This window comes from Phenylobacterium sp. (genome assembly GCF_030693405.1).
Classification (GTDB): domain Bacteria; phylum Pseudomonadota; class Alphaproteobacteria; order Caulobacterales; family Caulobacteraceae; genus Phenylobacterium.
In genome coordinates this window covers 82,695-98,166 of record NZ_JAUYAW010000052.1, presented here as the reverse complement: position 1 = coordinate 98,166, position 15,472 = coordinate 82,695, and the positions used below count along the sequence as shown (strand labels likewise).

The following is a 15,472-nucleotide window of genomic DNA, read 5'->3' as shown; positions in this document are numbered from 1 at the left end:
GTTCCTCGGGCACCAGGGGCTGGTTGTCCATGTCCCAGGGCTCGTCGAAGTCGATGTACTTCTTGTCCAGCGGATCCCAGAAGTGGTCGTGGGTCGCGGAGATGATCTTGTCGAAGGCGGTGGACCGGTTGTTGTAGCGGTCCAGCTCAAGCATGGACTCGAAATCATCCGGCGCCACGGCGTCGTAGATCAGGTCCTTGGTGATGTTGCCGTCGGCGGCCATTCGTTCCTCCTGGAATGATGTGGGATTGCCGGCGCCCTTGGTTCCGTATGCGGGTTGACCCCGCTGTCGCCACGGATGGGCGGCTCTGTCCTTGGGAAAAGAGCCTGACTCCCAGACCGCCGTTCGTCAAAGGAAACCGTGACGCCGGCGTCAGTTTTGAGAGCGGTCCAAACGAAAAACGCCCGCCGGGGGTCCGGCGGGCGCTGTCGTCAGGTTCGAGAGACCCTTCGCCTTACTCGGCGGCGATGGTCACCGGGGCGGCCCGGCGATCCTTGAAGTTGATCTCCTGGAGGTACTTGATACCCTCCTCGGCGATGTCGTCGCCGACCATGCGGTCGCCCTCGGCCTTGAGCTCGTCCATGTCCACATAGATGGCGTAGAAGGCGCGCGTCCGGTCGGTGATGATGCCGGCGTTCAGAAGGGTCTTCACCAGCACCCGGAAGATGTTGGTCTGCTCCTTCATATTCTCCCGGCGGGTCTCGTCGGTGACCATTTCGGCCATCTCGGCGATCACCTTGTCGGGGTCGAGCCCGAACTCCTCATAGAGGTCGCGCTGCTGGCTCGGCGACACCAGGTTGAACAGCAGGGTCTGGAAGCAGTGGGCCGCCCAATCCTCGATGATGGCGTGCTCTTCGGGGTTCAGGTGTGGGATGGTCCGGTCGGCCCAGATCTTCCCGAACTTGTGGTGGAAGGCCTCGTCGGTCATCACCAGCTGAAGCAGCTTCTTGCCGGTCGGGTCGTTGATATTGTTGAAGAAGGTGGCGAAGGCGCCCATGGCCAGGCCTTCCACCAGCATCTGCATGCCGATGATCTTCTTGTAGACCTCAGGGCTGCCGATGATGTCGACGAGCAGGGTCTTCAGCGTCGGGCCGCATTCCACCGGCCGGCCCCAGCGGGCCTTGATGTACTTGGCGAAGCCGGTGACGTGGCGGGCCTCCTCGCGGGTCTGGTTGGCGGCGTATTCCTGGGCGCCCTGGTCCTTCAGCACGTGGCAGAGGCTGGCCGACAGGTTCAGCGCGCCCTGCTCGCCGTGCAGGATGGAGGAGAAGGACCGCAGGGCCGACTGGTTCACGAAGCGGACCCGGGTCTTCCAGTCGCTGAGGTGATTGGAGACATAGTCGGTGGACATCGAGATGATCATGTCCTCCGGCAGGATCATCTGGTTTTCCATGTCGAAGGGCTCGTCGAAGTCGATGTACTTCTTGTCGAGCGGATCCCAGAAGTGATCGTGGGTGGCCGAGATGATCTTGTCGAAGGCCGTGGAGCGCGCGTTGTAGCGGTCCAGCTCCAGCATGGACTCGAAGTCGTCGGGCGACACCGCGTCGTAGATGATGTCCTTGGTGATGTTGCCGTCAGCGGCCATGACTACGTCCTCCAGGAGATGGGGGCAGGCTCTGCGGCCCTGGCTCCGCACCTTGCGGGCAGCCCCTTCGATCTGGGGCGAAGTCATGCACATGAACCCTGTTCAGTCAAGAAGATGACGGGGGCGTCACTTTCGCCTCCCGGGCGAGGACGGCTCAGTCGGCCGCCGCCTCGATCGCCTCGATCTGGTCATCTGACAGACCGAAATGGTGGCCGATCTCGTGGACCAGGACGTGGCTGACCAGCTCCTCGAGGGAGACGTCGCCCCGGGCGGCCCACTCATCAAGGATCGGCCGTCGATAGAGCAGCACCATGGAGGGCTGGGTTTCCGGGTCCAGCACCGAGCGATGGGCCAGATCAACCCCGTGATAGAGGCCCGTCAGGTCGAAGGGGTCCTGGATCTCCAGGGCGTCCAGGGTTTCCTGGTCAGGGAAATCGTCGACCCGGATCAGCACGTGCCCGGTCATCTGCCGGAACTGCGCCGGGAGACGGTCGAAGGCGGCTTCGGCCAGGGCGGCCATGTCATCCAGGCTGGGCGCCAGGCCCGAGACTAAGGCGGTCATTCGTCGGCGATCACAGTGTGCGGGGCCTCGGGCGGGCGCACCTCGAACAGGCCGATGTCCAGGGGCTGCTGCGGCCGGAGCGCGCGCAGGGGCTGGCGGGTGAGCGCATTCAGGGTGTCCCGGTCAGCCTCGGCGCCGGCGCGGCGAACCTTGCGGGCCTGGGGCCCCTCCAGAGACACCTCGGCCCCGACGCCGATTTTCCAGAAAGAGACTTGCAGCCGCCACACCGTCGCCACGGGCGCGGCCGGGGCGGCGGGCCAGCGGCGGCCGTCCTTCAGCACTGGCCGGGCTGGCGGCGGCGTGGGACGGCGCCCGCCCACCTGGGCGGCGAGCTCGGCCAGGCGGCAGAAGCGGTCCTCCGGCGCCAGGCTGACCAGGCGGCCCGGTCGGTCGTCCTCAACCTTGCCGGCATAGGCGTCCAGGGCCGCCGCCCGGGTGGTGAAGTCCGGTCCTACGGGGCGTGTGACGAAGCTGACGGCCTGGCCGCCGGCCAGCAGGCGGGCTTCCCGCTCCCGAGCGGCGCGCCCCAGCGGGGCGGCCAGGGCGGTCTCGGCGTCGGGTGCGACCGGATAGAGAATGGCGCTCATCGGGCCATTGTCGCTCAATCGCCCGCCTCTGGGAACGGACCGCGCGTGCGACGTCCCGGTTTGGGTCCTATGTTGATGGGTGGGTGATTCGCATCGGCGCAAGCGCCGTCGATGGAGTGGTGATGAACGCAGACGAACTGATCCTGGCGGCCGCAGCTGGCGCAGTCTGCCTGGCCATCTGCGCCACGCTCTGGGCTCTAGCCCAACAGCGGCAGGGGCGAATGCGCCTGGTCGGGCTGCAGGCCCGGGTCGCCGAGCTGGAAATGCGCGCAGAGGTCGCTCAGTCCTCGGCCGAAGCCTTCGACTCCGCCTTGCTGGCGGTGGAGGATGGCCGCGCCATCCTGGCCTCGGGCGAGGAGAGCCTGGCGGTCTGCGCCGCGGCCCTGGATCTGGTGGAGATCGACGCCCAGGGCCTGGTCAACGCCCTGATGCGCGCCGACCCCGACCATGCCCGGCGCCTGCGCGCCCTGTTCGAGCGGGGCGAGGCCTGCGCCTTCGAGGTGCGCGGCCCCGCCGGCGTCGTGTCGGTGGAGGGTCGTGCAGCCGGCGCGCTCGCCTGGCTGCGGCTGTCGGCGGTGATCGGCGAGGACGCCGGCCTGCCCACCGCGCCGCGCTTCGCGGCCCTGCTGGACGCCCGCCCGGGCCCGGCCTGGATCGCCTCGGCCGATGGAGCGCCGGTCTGGGTGAACGCCGCCTGGCTCGCCGCCGTGGACGCTGCAAGCCTGGATGAGGCCGCCGCCAAGGGCCTGACATTCGACAAGGCCGCCGACGAGATCGCCAGCGAAGCCGCCAACCTGGCCCAGGTGCGCGAGACCACCCGCTGGCTGACTCTGGGCGGACGCCGCCGAGCCTTTCACATCACCGCCCGCCCCCTGGAAGGCGGCGGGGTGGGCGTCTGGGCCGAGGACGCCACCGAAACCGAGGAGATGCGCGAGGCGCTGAAGCGCCACGTGGCCGCCCACGACGAGACCCTCAATCACATCGCCGATGCGGTGGCCATCTTCGGCGCCAACAAGAAGATGATCTTCCACAATACGGCCTTCGCCGAGCTGTGGGGGCTGGAGCCGGCCTGGCTGGGGGAGCGTCCTGGCCACGGAGAGCTGCTCGACCGTCTGCGCCAGCGCAGGCGCCTGCCCGAGACGGCCGACTATGTGAAGTGGCGCGCCGCCGAGCTCGACCGCTATGAGGCCCTGGGCTCAAGCCCCGACGACCTGTGGAGCCTGCCCGATGGCCGCACCCTGCGGGTGGTGCGCCAGCCCCACCCCATGGGCGGGGTGCTGCTGCTGTTCTCCGACATCACCGATGAGCTGAAGCTGAAGGCTCAGTACAACGCCCTGATCCAGGTGCAGCAGGCCACCCTGGACAAGCTGAATGATGCGGTGGCCGTGTTCGGCTCCGATGGCCGGCTGCGCCTGCACAATGAGGCGTTCGAGCGGTTCTGGAACGTCACCCCGACGCAGCTCGACCTGGCCGGCGACTTCGAGGGCGTGGTCGAGCTCTGCGTGCCCCGTCTGCATGACCTGAACTTCTGGCGGGAGCTGAAAGGCCGGGTGGCCGATCCCGACCCCAGCGCCCGGGCGCCGATCTCCGGCGAGGTGAAGACCTCGGACTCCCGGATCGTCGCCTATCAGTCCCGCCCCCTGCCCGATGGCGCGACCCTGATCGCCTTCACCGATGTCACCGACGCCCGCAAGCTGGAGAGCGCCCTGGCCGACCGGTCCGCGGCCCTGGCTGACGCCGAGCGGCTGAAGCGGGACTTCGTGGGCAATGTCTCCTACGAGCTGCGCACCCCGCTCACCACTATCATAGGCTATTCCGAACTGCTGGAGCGCTCAGGCGAGAACCTGTCCGAACGGGGCCGGGGCCACGCCTCAGCCGTGCGCATGGCCGCCACCCAGCTCGCTCGCTCCATCGACGATGTTCTGGACATGGCTCAGATCGACGCCGACGAGATGGCGCTGGACCTGGAGGATGTGCGGGTCGCCGACCTGATCTCAGGCGCGGCCGGTCGCTGGGCCCGGGCCGCCGAGGAGGGCAAGATCAACCTGAAGGTCGATCATGCCGAGGAGATCGGGGTGATCCGCGCCGACGCCCATCGCCTGGGCCAGATCATGGATCACCTGATCGAGAACGCCATCCGCCAGACCCCGCCGGAAGGGACCATCTCCATCTCCGCCCGCCGGGCGCTGGGTGAGGTCAAGCTGCAGGTGAGCGACACCGGGCGCGGCATTCCCTTCCACGTCCAGGCGCACATCTTCGACCGCTTCGTCGGTCGCGAGCGGGGCGGACCAGGACTTGGTCTGGCGCTGGTCAAGGCGCTGACGGAACTGCATGGGGGTTGGGTGGCCCTGGAGAGCGAGCCGGGTAACGGCGCGACCTTCACCTGCCACCTTCCGGAGCTGGCCCAGGCCGAAGCCGCCACCCACCGGGAACTGGAATTCTAAGGACCGCCTGAGCGGCGCGGGCGACCGGAAGGTCGCCCGCGCGCGTCGGGTCTTAGTGCTGGCTCTCGGGCAGCCGGACGATCAGGCCGTCCAGGGCGTCGGAGACCTTGATCTGGCAGGAGAGGCGGCTGTTGGGCTCGACGTTCTCGGCGAAGTCGAGCATCGACTCTTCCATGGCCGAGGACTCGCCGGTCTTGTCCTTCCAGGCCTCGTCCACATAGACATGGCAGGTGGCGCAGGCGCAGGCGCCGCCGCAGTCGGCGTCGATGCCCGGGACGTTGTTCTTCACCGCGCCTTCCATCACCGTGAGCCCCGTCTTCACGTCCACGACGTGCTCGGTCCCGTCGTGCTCGATATAGGTGATCTTGGCCATGACTCCCTTTCGCGCCGCGTTCAGGCGACGACCTCTTTCATTGAAACGCTGAGATCGGAAAGCTTCGCCTTGGAAACCGGTTTGCGGTTCCCGATCAGCTGCTTGCCCATCATGAATTCCGGGGGCGAGTTGATCGCCTCCACGGACTGGATCTGGTCTCCCTTGAGATGGAAGACCGCGAACTTGCCGCTGGCTGGATCGCCCCGCAGCAGAACCTCGTCGGTGTCGAAGGCGTAGCCGGCGATCTGCAGTTTCAGATCGTACTGGTCCGACCACTGCCACGGCACCTCACCGGCGGGCGCGGGCCGGCCGGTGATGGCGCTGGCGGCCTGCTTGGCCTGCTCCAGCGCATTGGGCACGCTTTCCATGCGGAACATGCGGTCATAGATCGGCATGGGCCGGTGGGCGACGTCGCCGATGGCGAAGATGGAAGGATCGGAGGTCCGCGCCTCCAGGTCGACCACGACGCCGCGGGCGGTCTCCAGGCCAGACTCCGCGGCCAGTTCGTCATTGGGCGTGGCGCCCACCCCGATAACGGCGGCGTCGCAGGGTAGGGTCCGGCCATCAGCCAGGGTGACCCCGGTGACGTGGCCGTTCTCGCCGACAAAGCCGGTGACGCTGGCGCCCATTTCGAAGATCACGCCGTGGGTCTCGTGGACCCCGCGGAAGAAGCTGGACAGGGCCTCGCAGGCCACCCGGGCCAGCAGACGGGACTCCCGTTCGATCACCACCACTTCGGCGCCTAGCGCCCGACCGGAGGCGGCAACCTCCAGGCCAATATAGCCCCCGCCCACCACGGCCAGCCGCTTACCGGGGCCGACGGCGGCCTTGAGCGCCTCGGCGTCGGCGGCGGTGCGCAACTCCAGCAGACCGGCCAGGTCCGCGCCGGGGACCGGCAGCTTGATGGCCCGAGCGCCGGTGGCCAGGATCAGAATGTCATAGGAGAGGCTCGAGCCGTCTGACAGCTCGACGACCTTGTCGGACCGCCGCAGCTTCAACGCTCGGATGTTGGGCCGAAAGTCGATCTGGTGCTCGGCGTAGAACTCCAGGGGCTTGAGCGCCAGGGAGTCGGCGTCCGCCTCTCCCTTCAGCCAGGCCTTGGACAGCGGCGGGCGCTGATAGGGGGCGAGCGGCTCGTCGCCGATCAGGCTGATCGGCCCGGCATGCCCATACTGACGCAGCAGCGCGGCGGCTGTGCCGCCGGCGTGCCCCGCCCCCAGGATCACCACGTTTGCGCCCAAATCACTCATGCCGTTCCCCGATGCAGAAAAATGACGCCGGCGTCAACTTGGGAAAAGCAGGGTGACGACTTTAGACGACCCGGTCGACCAGCATCTTCTTCACCTCAGCGATCGCCTTGGCCGGATTCAGGCCCTTGGGGCAGACCTGGGCGCAATTCATGATCGTGTGGCAGCGATAGAGCTTGAACGGGTCTTCCAGATCGTCAAGCCGCTCGCCGGTCGCCTCGTCGCGGCTGTCGATCAGCCAGCGATAGGCGTGCAGCAGGGCGGCCGGACCCAGATACTTGTCGCCGTTCCACCAGTAGCTCGGGCAGGAGGTGGAGCAGCAGGCGCAGAGAATGCACTCATAGAGGCCGTCCAGCTTCTCCCGGTCAGCCGGGGTCTGCAGCCATTCGCCCTGGGGTTCCGGGGTCTTGGTGTGCAGCCAGGGCTCGATAGAGGCGTACTGGGCGTAGAACAGGGTCATGTCCGGCACCAGGTCCTTGATCACCGGCATGTGCGGCAGCGGACTGATGGTGCAGGTCTGGCCGGGCACCTCCTCCCAGCCATGGGTGCAGGCCAGCGTATTGCGGCCGCCGATATTCATGGCGCAGGAACCGCAAACCCCCTCGCGGCAGGAGCGCCGGAAGGCCAGCGTCGGGTCCATGGTGTTCTTGATGTAGATGAGGGCGTCCAGGACCATAGGTCCGCAGGCCTCGACATCCACGTCATAGGTGTCCCAGCGGGGGTTTTCGGTCCCCTCGGGATCATAGCGATAGACCTTGAAGGTCTTCACCTTCTTGGCGCCGGCCGGGGCCGGGTGATGCTGGCCCTTCTGGACGCGGGAATTCTTGGGCAGGGCGAGTTCGACCATCGGAGGCTTTCCTTAGGCGAAGACCCCAGACCCCGCGCAGGGCGCGCGTTCGGTCCGAGGCCGGAAATGAGCGACGAGGCGGGCCACGAACCCGACCCTAGTAGACCCGCGCTTTCGGCGGGATATAGGCGATGTCGTTGCTGAGCGTGAAGGAGTGCACCGGACGGTCGTCCAGCTTCACCTTGCCGGTGGCGTCGTCGAACCAGGTGAGCGTGTGCTTCATCCAGTTCTCGTCGTCACGGTCGGGATAGTCTTCCCGGGCGTGCGCCCCGCGGCTCTCGGTGCGGTTCAGCGCTCCGTTCACCGTCACGGCCGCTTGGCCGATCAGGTTGTCGAACTCCAGGGTCTCGATCAGGTCGGTGTTCCAGATCATGCCGCGGTCGGTGACCTGGATGTCGGTGCGCTGGCCGTGGATCTTGTCCAGACGGGCGACGCCGGAGGCCAGGCTTTCGCCGGTGCGGAACACCGCGGCGTCCTCCTGCATGGCTTTCTGCATGTCGAGGCGCAGCTGGGCCGTCGGCGTGCCGCCCTTGGCGTTGCGCAGGCGGTCGAAGCGGGCGAGGTGCGCCTCGGTCTGGGCCGGCTTCAGGTCAGGCTGCTTGGCGCCCGGCGTCAGGATGTCGGCTGCGCGCAGGGCGGCCGAACGGCCGAACACCACCAGGTCGATCAGGGAGTTGGAGCCCAGGCGGTTTGCGCCGTGCACCGAGACGCAGGCGGCCTCGCCCACGGCCATCAGGCCGGGGATGACGCTGTCGGGATTGTCGCCGTCGCGGGTGACCACCTCGGAATAGAAGTTCGTCGGGATGCCGCCCATATTGTAGTGCACGGTCGGCAGCACCGGGATCGGCGCCTTGGTCACGTCCACGCCGGAGAACACCCGGGCGCTTTCGGAAATCCCCGGCAGGCGCTGGTGCAGCACCTTCGGGTCCAGGTGGTCCAGGTGCAGGAAGATGTGGTCCTTGCCAGGTCCCACGCCGCGACCTTCGCGGATCTCGATGGTCATGGCCCGGCTGACCATGTCCCGCGGCGCCAGGTCCTTCACGGACGGCGCATAGCGCTCCATGAACCGCTCGCCCTCGGAATTGGTCAGATAGCCGCCCTCGCCCCGCGCGCCCTCCGTGATCAGGCAACCGGCGCCATAGATGCCGGTGGGGTGGAACTGCACGAACTCCATGTCCTGCAGGGGCAGGCCGGCCCGAAGGACCATGGCGTTGCCGTCGCCGGTGCAGGTGTGGGCGCTGGTGCAGGAGAAGTAGGCGCGGCCATAGCCGCCGGTGGCCAGGATGACCATCTGAGCCTGGAACCGGTGCAGGGTGCCGTCGTCCAGCTTCCAGGCAGTGACGCCCCGACAGACGCCGTCTTCCATGATCAGGTCGAGGGCGAAATACTCGATGAAGAACTCGGTATTGTTGGCCAGGGACTGGCCGTACATGGTGTGCAGCATGGCGTGACCGGTGCGGTCGGCCGCCGCGCAGGTGCGCTGGATCGGGGCCTCGCCATAGTTGCTGGTCATGCCGCCAAAGGCGCGCTGATAGATCTTGCCGTCCTCGGTGCGGGAGAAGGGCACCCCCCAGTGTTCCAGCTCGTAGACGGCGGCCGGCGCGTTGCGGCACAGATATTCGATGGCGTCCTGGTCGCCCAGCCAGTCCGACCCCTTGACGGTGTCGTACATGTGCCAGCGCCAGTCATCCTGGCTCATATTGCCCAGGCTCGCCGAGATGCCGCCCTGAGCGGCCACGGTGTGCGAGCGGGTCGGGAAGACCTTGGAGACGCACGCGGTGCGAAGGCCGGCCTGAGCGCAGCCCAGGGCCGCGCGGAGGCCTGAGCCCCCGGCGCCGACGACGACGACGTCGAACTTGTGGTCGATGAATTCGTAAGCGGCCATGCTCAGTAAGCTCCGCCCGAGAGGGCGACCTTCAGGATGGAGAAGAGGGCGAGCGCGCCGAACAGCGCGCAGACGAAGAGGTTCAGCAGCAGCAGGCCGGTCTTGGTGATCCGGCGGTGGATATAGTCCTCCACCACGACCCGCATGCCCGAATGCATATGCATCAGGCTGACCACCGCGAGCAGGGCCAGCAGCACGGCGTTCACCGGCGAGGCGAGCCAGGCCACGGCCATGTCATAGTCGCTGCGCGCCAGGCGCAGGACGGCGAAGACGCCCCACAGCACCAGCGGGATCAGGGCGACCGAGGAGACGCGCTCGGAAATCCAGTGGCTGACCCCATGGCCGGCGGCGCCGAGGCCCTGGGCCCGGGAGCGGGGGGTGCGGAAATCAGTCATGCTCAGAGCGCTCCCGTCATGGCGGCGATGATCCAGACCACCACAGTGGCGACGAGCGCAAAGGCCAGGGTCGCCACGGCGCCGGCGTTGGCGGCCCGCACCTTCAGCGCCAGGCCAGTGTCCCAGATCAGGTGCTGCACGCCCTTGGCCAGGTGGAAAAAGACCGCAAAGCTGAGGCCGAACATGACGAGCTTGCCCAGCGGCGAGCCCAGCAGGCCCATATAGGTCGCATAGGCCTCGGGCCCGAAGGCGAGCGCGATGGTCCAGCCCGCCAGGATCAGGGTCCCGCCATAGAGGGCGACGCCGGTGATCCGGTGCATGATCGAGGTGATGGCGGTGAGATGCCAGCGCCACACCTGAACGTGCGGCGAGGTGGGCCTGGCCCGGATGGTCTTCGAGACGTCCGACATCGGTTCTACAGCCGCTCCCTGTTGCCCTGCGAATGCCTGGCCGCTTTTAAGCCGCCATCTGGGGGTGTCAACGAAGGCCCCACACGGAGACGCAGCCGCCGCCCTTCGCAGATCGGCGAACATCTGCGGTTTCCAACTCCCGGGCAATGCGTCTTTGTTGTAGGCTTCCTTCGCGGGAGGCGAAGGATGAGGTTTGACCTGATCGATCTGCGGCTGTTCTGCGATGTGGTCGAGGCCGGCTCGATCACCCGCGGGGCCGAGCGCGCGGCCCTGGCCCTGGCGGCCGCCTCCACCCGGATCCGCGCCATGGAGCAGTCCCTGGGGGCCTCCCTGCTGACCCGTTCGCGCCAGGGAGTGACGCCGACGCCGGCTGGGCTGCTGTTGCTGAAGCACGCCCGCGCCCTGCTGGAGCAGAGCGCCCGGATGCAGGACGAGCTCGGCGTGATGGCCGAGAGCGGCGCGGCCGAGGTCCGGGTCCTGGCCAACACCAATGCGCTGACCGAATTCCTGCCTGAGGCCCTGTCTTCCTTCCTGGCCGACCATCCGCAGGTGAGCGTCGATCTGGAGGAGCGCCTGTCGGACGAAATCGTCGGCCTCGTGGCCGAGGGCGCCGCCGATGTAGGCATCGTCGCCGGCACCGTGGATGTCGGCGCCCTTGAGACCTTCGCCTTTCGCACCGACCGGTTCGTCGTGGTGACCGCCCTGGACCACCCCCTGGCCCAGAATGTCAGCGCCGCCTTCGCCCAGGTGCTGGACTACGATCTCGTGGGCCTGGACCGGGCGAGCTCACTGCAGCGCTTCCTGGCCGCCCGGGCCGGCCGCGAGGGGCGCCGCCTGCGGCTGCGGGTGCAGCTGCGCAGCTTCGATGCGGTGTGCCGGCTGGTGGAGTGCGGCGTCGGCGTGGGCGTGGTGCCGGAGACCACGGCGGCGCGGGCGGTCTGCACCATGAACCTGGCCATCGTGGCCCTCACCGACGACTGGGCGGTCCGGGAGCTGAAGATCTGCGTTCGCAGCCTGGATGAACTGCGCCCCATCGCCCGCCAGCTGGTCGAGAGCCTGCGGGCCCCGCCCTAGGCCCGATCCGTCAGCCAGTCGGCGGAGCGCATTTCCTGCAGGCGCGAGGCGGTGCGTTCGAACTCGAAGGCCCCGTCGCCTTCCGGATAGAGCTTGGCGGGTTCGGCCTCGGCCAGGACGATCAGCTTGGCGCGGGCCTCGTAGAGCGCATCGATCAGGGTGACGAAGCGCCTGGCCTCCTCCCGTCGCGCCGGGGTGAGGCGCGGCACGCGTTCCAGGAAGACAGTGTGGAAGCGTTCGGCCAGGGCCAGGTAGTCATTGGGTCCGAGCGCGACGCCGCACAGGCTGGCGAAGCTCGCCCGCAGCAGGCCGCCGGTGGCGTGGGGCAGGTGGATCTTACGGCCCAGCACCTCGAGGGTCTCCCCGAGCTCTTCATCGCCGTCGAGCATCTCGCCCCAGAGGGCGTCGTAGGTCCGCACATTGTCGGGGTCGATCGGCGAGAACCAGACTCCAGCCGCCCGCAACCGGTCGAGGCGATAGTCGTGCTCGCCGGCCACCGAGACCACCTCGGTCTTGGCCTTCAGCAGGTCGATGAAGGGCAGGAAGAGCTGGCGGTTGATGCCGTTCTTGTAGAGGGCGTCCGGCACGCGGTTGGAGGTGGCCACCAGGGTCACGCCCCGGTCGAACAGGGCGGTGAACAGCCGGCCGAGGATCATGGCGTCGGCGATGTCGGTGACCTGGAACTCGTCGAAGCAGAGCAGCCGCGCCTCGGCGGCCACCACATCGGCCACCGGCGGGATGGGGTCATCGCCCCGATGCTGACCGAACCTCGCCTTGCGGGCGGCGGCGTCCCCCTTGCGCCAGGCGTCGATGAGCCGGTGAACCTCGCCCATGAAGACGTGGAAATGGACCCGGCGTTTCTTGGCCACCGGCGCGGTCTCGTAAAACAGGTCCATCAGCATGGACTTGCCCCGCCCCACCGGCCCCCAGAGATAGACGCCTTGCTGGCTTTCTGGCTTGCGGAAACGGCCCAAAAGCCCGCCGGGCTCGCTGGCGGCGAGATCGGCCTCCAGCCGGGCCAGGGCCGGCAGGGCCGCGGCCTGGGCCGGATCGGGTCGGATCTCCCCGCGATCCAGGCGGTCGCGGTAGGCGGCTTCAAGGGCGGATGTCATGCCCCGCCCCTAGCCTGACAGGACGCGCATCACAATCGGCCTGACGCCGGATCAGCGAGCTTGAGCGTCGGAACAGCCTCCGGCGCCGGCCGGTTGTTCTTCCATGACCCGCAACAAGGAGGAGAACGGCCATGGCCGACGAACCCCGCAGCTTTGATCCTGACACCACCCAGTCCAACCGCACCCGCCAACAGGGCGGCGGCGTGGGCCAGCGAGAGATGGACCAGCAGCGCGACCCTGATCGCGACGCCGACGCCCCCCGGGCCCAGCCCCAGCAGCAGCAAAAGCAGCAGGACGACCGGGCCGAACCCAAGCCAGCCGTGTCACGGCTGGATGGGACGCGGCTTGAACCTCGCAATGGGACGGGCATGGGCGACACCGGCGGCGACCTGGGCGCCGGAACCCCGGCCAATGTCGACGTTCACGACATCGGCCAGGACGACAATCCTCAGGCCGAGTGGGGCCAGGACACCGGCGGCGCGGCGGTGCATTCCACCAGCCGGGGCGATCGCGAGCCGGGCAAGAGCCAGGGTCCGAAGACCCAGGCCCGCGCCAAGGAGATCAATTCCGGCGGCCAGTAGGCGCCCTTAGATGGACGCAGGCTCGGCAGACGTCTCCGGAGGCGGGGCGATCGCCCGGTCCTCCTCGCCCGCCGGCACCAGGGGCGTGTCGCTCTGCGGCGGCAAGCCGAGGTCCTCGCGCAGGAAGCGGTAGGTTTCCCGACGCTCACAGGCGCAGGCCTTCATCTGGCCCTCCTGGTCCCACCAGACCAGCAGCGGATAGGCGAAGTCGACCCCGTTGTCCTTCAGGAGCGGCCTGAGTTCGTCGACCATATTGCGGCCGGCCTCGACAACGGCCGTGCGCGCCGTATCGCCATCGGCCGGCGGAATGCCCGGCGCGGTCCAGGCCGACACCGGGACGCTGACCCAGCGCTCGAACAGGCTCCAGTCCCGATTGAGCCACAGCTCGGCCACTGTCGCCCGCTCGGCGGGGGTTGAGCGCTCCAGGCCGTTGACCTCACGCCGGGCGACCTCGATCACCCGGGTGTCGACGCCCGCCGCATGCAGATCGGGGAACTGCTCGGCCTTGAAGCGCAGGCAGTCGGGGCAGCTGCGGAACGAGACCATGTAGATGGCCCGGCCCTCAATACCCGGCGACACCCATCCCGCGCCCTCCAGCAGACGAGCGATTTCAGCCTGGTTCTTGGTCACGGTGGTCGGCCTCCAGCGCAGTTCGAAATTCCAATAGGCGAAGGCGCCCGCGCCGGCCACCACCAGGACAAGGGCCAGGATGGCCCAGAGGCGGAAGTTCTTCATGCGCGTTTTCTCCTGAATTCGAGACCCCTGAGGGCCAGATCGCGTCAGTTTCAGCCGTCTATTTCATCGTCGGGATGACAAAGGCCTGGTCGCTTGTCTCGCCCTCAGGCCAGCGGGCGGTGACCGTCTTGACCTTCGTATAGAAGCGCACCCCCTCCATCCCATGCTGATTGGCGTCGCCGAAGGCGCTGCGCTTCCAGCCGCCGAAGCTGTGATAGGCCACCGGTACGGGGATGGGGACATTGATCCCGACCATGCCGACATTGACCCGGGAGGCGAACTCCCGGGCGGCGCGGCCGTTCCGAGTGAAGATCGCCACGCCGTTGCCGTAGGCGTGCTGCGATGGCAGGGCGAGCGCCTCGTCGAAGGTCTCGACCCGCGCGATCTGCAGGACAGGACCGAAGATCTCATCCTGGTAGGACTTCATGGTCGGCTTCACATGGTCGAACAGGGTCGGGCCGATGAAGAAGCCCCGCTCATGGCCCTGCAGGGAAAAGCCGCGGCCATCGGCCACCAGCTCGGCGCCCTCATCAATCCCCATCTGGATGTAGTCGGTGATCCTCTTGCGGTGGGCGGCGCTGACCACCGGGCCGTACTGGGCGGCCGGGTCGGAAGAGACGCCGATCTTGAGCGTCTCGATCTTGGCGACCATCAGCTCGCGGAAAGCCTCCGCCGTCCTGGTCCCCACTGGCACGACCACCGGCAGGGCCATGCAGCGCTCTCCGGCCGAGCCGAAGGCGGCGCCGAGGATGTCATTGGCCGCCGCCTCCAGGTCGGCGTCGGGCAGGAGGATGCCGTGGTTCTTTGCCCCGCCCATGGCCTGCACCCGCTTCCCGTGGGCGGCGCCGGTCGCATAGACATACTGGGCGATGTCGGAGGACCCGACGAAGCTCACCGCGGCGATATCCGGGTGGTTCAGGATGGCGTCGACGCAGACCTTGTCCCCGTGGACCACGTTCAGCACACCGGCCACATCGACGCCGGCTTCTGCGCCGGCCTCCATGAACAGCTCGGCGAGCCTCACCGGCACGCTGGGGTCCTTCTCCGAGGGCTTGAGGATGAAGGTGTTGCCCACCGCCACCGCCACCCCGAACATCCACATCGGAATCATGGCCGGGAAGTTGAACGGGGTGATGCCGGCGGCCACGCCCAGGGGCTGGCGCATGGAATAGACGTCGATGCCCGGCCCGGCGCCCTCGGTATATTCGCCCTTCAGGGCATGGGGGATGCCGCAGGCGAACTCGATCACCTCCAGGCCCCGCTGGATATCGCCTCGCGAGTCGGCGATCACCTTGCCGTGCTCAGATGACAACAGGGCGGCCAGCTCATCCATCCGCGCCTCCACCAGACGCTTGAAGGCGAACATCACCCGCGCCCGGCGCTGGGGATTGACCACGGCCCAGGCGGGCTGGGCGGCCAGGGCGGCCTGGACGGCCATGTCCAGCTCGGCGACTGAGGCCAGGGCGACGCGGGCCTGGACCTCGCCGAGATTGGGATCGAAGACCTCCGAGTGGCGGCCCGAGGTTCCGGCGACCGCGCGGCCGGCGATGAAGTGGCTGATCTCACGCATGGCAAAAGCTTAGGCCGCCGCAGCGCCCGCGCCTAGCGCTTGCCCAAATTGCGGGCGCAGGCGC

General features: G+C 67.9%; 15 protein-coding genes and 1 pseudogene. 3 read left to right on the top strand and 13 right to left on the bottom strand.

Translation table 11 applies throughout. The features are described from left to right. From Q8N19_RS11305 to Q8N19_RS11290, 4 genes and pseudogenes are all read right to left on the bottom strand, one after another. A pseudogene (locus tag Q8N19_RS11305) lies at nucleotides 1–223 on the bottom strand (ferritin-like domain-containing protein); the annotation flags it as partial. Between the two features lie 232 nt (nucleotides 224–455). Beyond that, nucleotides 456–1,586 carry a ferritin-like domain-containing protein gene (locus Q8N19_RS11300; protein ID WP_305590689.1) on the bottom strand — a complete coding sequence of 377 codons (1,131 nt, stop codon included), beginning with the start codon at nucleotides 1,584–1,586 and terminating at the stop codon, nucleotides 456–458. 154 nt (nucleotides 1,587–1,740) lie between these two features. Next, nucleotides 1,741–2,148 carry a metallopeptidase family protein gene (locus Q8N19_RS11295; protein ID WP_305590687.1) on the bottom strand — a complete coding sequence of 136 codons (408 nt, stop codon included), beginning with the start codon at nucleotides 2,146–2,148 and terminating at the stop codon, nucleotides 1,741–1,743. After that, nucleotides 2,145–2,753 (bottom strand): hypothetical protein, encoded by a 609-nt coding sequence (locus tag Q8N19_RS11290; protein ID WP_305590685.1) that lies wholly within the window; start codon nucleotides 2,751–2,753, stop codon nucleotides 2,145–2,147. The genes Q8N19_RS11295 and Q8N19_RS11290 overlap by 4 nt, the downstream gene beginning before the upstream one ends. Before the next feature lie 104 nt (nucleotides 2,754–2,857). Between Q8N19_RS11290 and Q8N19_RS11285 the strand changes: the two genes are divergently transcribed. After that, nucleotides 2,858–5,179 carry an ATP-binding protein gene (locus tag Q8N19_RS11285; protein ID WP_305590683.1) on the top strand — a complete coding sequence of 774 codons (2,322 nt, stop codon included), beginning with the start codon at nucleotides 2,858–2,860 and terminating at the stop codon, nucleotides 5,177–5,179. 52 nt (nucleotides 5,180–5,231) lie between these two features. On the opposite strand, the gene Q8N19_RS11280 is transcribed toward Q8N19_RS11285, so the two are convergent. The 6 genes from Q8N19_RS11280 to sdhC all read right to left on the bottom strand — a co-directional run bounded on the left by Q8N19_RS11280 (nucleotide 5,232) and on the right by sdhC (nucleotide 10,336). Next, entirely contained in the window at nucleotides 5,232–5,552 is a 321-nt protein-coding gene (locus Q8N19_RS11280) for a 2Fe-2S iron-sulfur cluster-binding protein (protein ID WP_293319931.1), read from the bottom strand. A gap of 20 nt (nucleotides 5,553–5,572) precedes the next feature. Further along, nucleotides 5,573–6,802, bottom strand: a complete 1,230-nt coding sequence (locus tag Q8N19_RS11275) for an NAD(P)/FAD-dependent oxidoreductase (RefSeq protein ID WP_305590681.1) — start codon at nucleotides 6,800–6,802, stop codon at nucleotides 5,573–5,575. A 61-nt stretch (nucleotides 6,803–6,863) separates the two neighbouring features. After that, entirely contained in the window at nucleotides 6,864–7,646 is a 783-nt protein-coding gene (locus Q8N19_RS11270; RefSeq protein WP_293319927.1) for a succinate dehydrogenase iron-sulfur subunit, read from the bottom strand. 97 nt (nucleotides 7,647–7,743) lie between these two features. Further along, nucleotides 7,744–9,531, bottom strand: a complete 1,788-nt coding sequence (sdhA, locus tag Q8N19_RS11265; RefSeq protein WP_305590680.1) for a succinate dehydrogenase flavoprotein subunit — start codon at nucleotides 9,529–9,531, stop codon at nucleotides 7,744–7,746. A 2-nt stretch (nucleotides 9,532–9,533) separates the two neighbouring features. Further along, nucleotides 9,534–9,926, bottom strand: a complete 393-nt coding sequence (sdhD, locus tag Q8N19_RS11260; protein WP_305590678.1) for a succinate dehydrogenase, hydrophobic membrane anchor protein — start codon at nucleotides 9,924–9,926, stop codon at nucleotides 9,534–9,536. A gap of 2 nt (nucleotides 9,927–9,928) precedes the next feature. Further along, a complete protein-coding gene (sdhC, locus tag Q8N19_RS11255) occupies nucleotides 9,929–10,336 on the bottom strand; it encodes a succinate dehydrogenase, cytochrome b556 subunit (RefSeq protein WP_305590676.1) in 408 nt (135 codons plus the stop codon). A 186-nt stretch (nucleotides 10,337–10,522) separates the two neighbouring features. Between sdhC and Q8N19_RS11250 the strand changes: the two genes are divergently transcribed. Continuing rightward, entirely contained in the window at nucleotides 10,523–11,410 is an 888-nt protein-coding gene (locus Q8N19_RS11250) for a LysR substrate-binding domain-containing protein (RefSeq protein ID WP_305590674.1), read from the top strand. Here the strand turns inward: Q8N19_RS11250 and zapE are convergent. Continuing rightward, a complete protein-coding gene (zapE, locus tag Q8N19_RS11245; protein ID WP_305590673.1) occupies nucleotides 11,407–12,522 on the bottom strand; it encodes a cell division protein ZapE in 1,116 nt (371 codons plus the stop codon). The two genes, Q8N19_RS11250 and zapE, sit on opposite strands and share 4 nt — an antisense overlap. Before the next feature lie 131 nt (nucleotides 12,523–12,653). On the opposite strand from zapE, the gene Q8N19_RS11240 reads away from it, so the two are divergent. Then, on the top strand, nucleotides 12,654–13,103 hold the full coding sequence (locus tag Q8N19_RS11240) for a hypothetical protein (RefSeq protein WP_305590671.1): 450 nt from the start codon (nucleotides 12,654–12,656) through the stop codon (nucleotides 13,101–13,103). Nucleotides 13,104–13,109: 6 nt separating this feature from the next. Here the strand turns inward: Q8N19_RS11240 and Q8N19_RS11235 are convergent, their stop codons facing one another. Both Q8N19_RS11235 and Q8N19_RS11230 read right to left on the bottom strand, forming a co-directional pair. Beyond that, nucleotides 13,110–13,838: a hypothetical protein gene (locus Q8N19_RS11235; RefSeq protein WP_305590670.1), complete on the bottom strand. Its 729-nt coding sequence runs from the start codon at nucleotides 13,836–13,838 to the stop codon at nucleotides 13,110–13,112. Nucleotides 13,839–13,896: 58 nt separating this feature from the next. Beyond that, nucleotides 13,897–15,408: a CoA-acylating methylmalonate-semialdehyde dehydrogenase gene (locus Q8N19_RS11230; protein WP_305590669.1), complete on the bottom strand. Its 1,512-nt coding sequence runs from the start codon at nucleotides 15,406–15,408 to the stop codon at nucleotides 13,897–13,899. Between the last annotated feature and the right edge of the window lie 64 nt (nucleotides 15,409–15,472).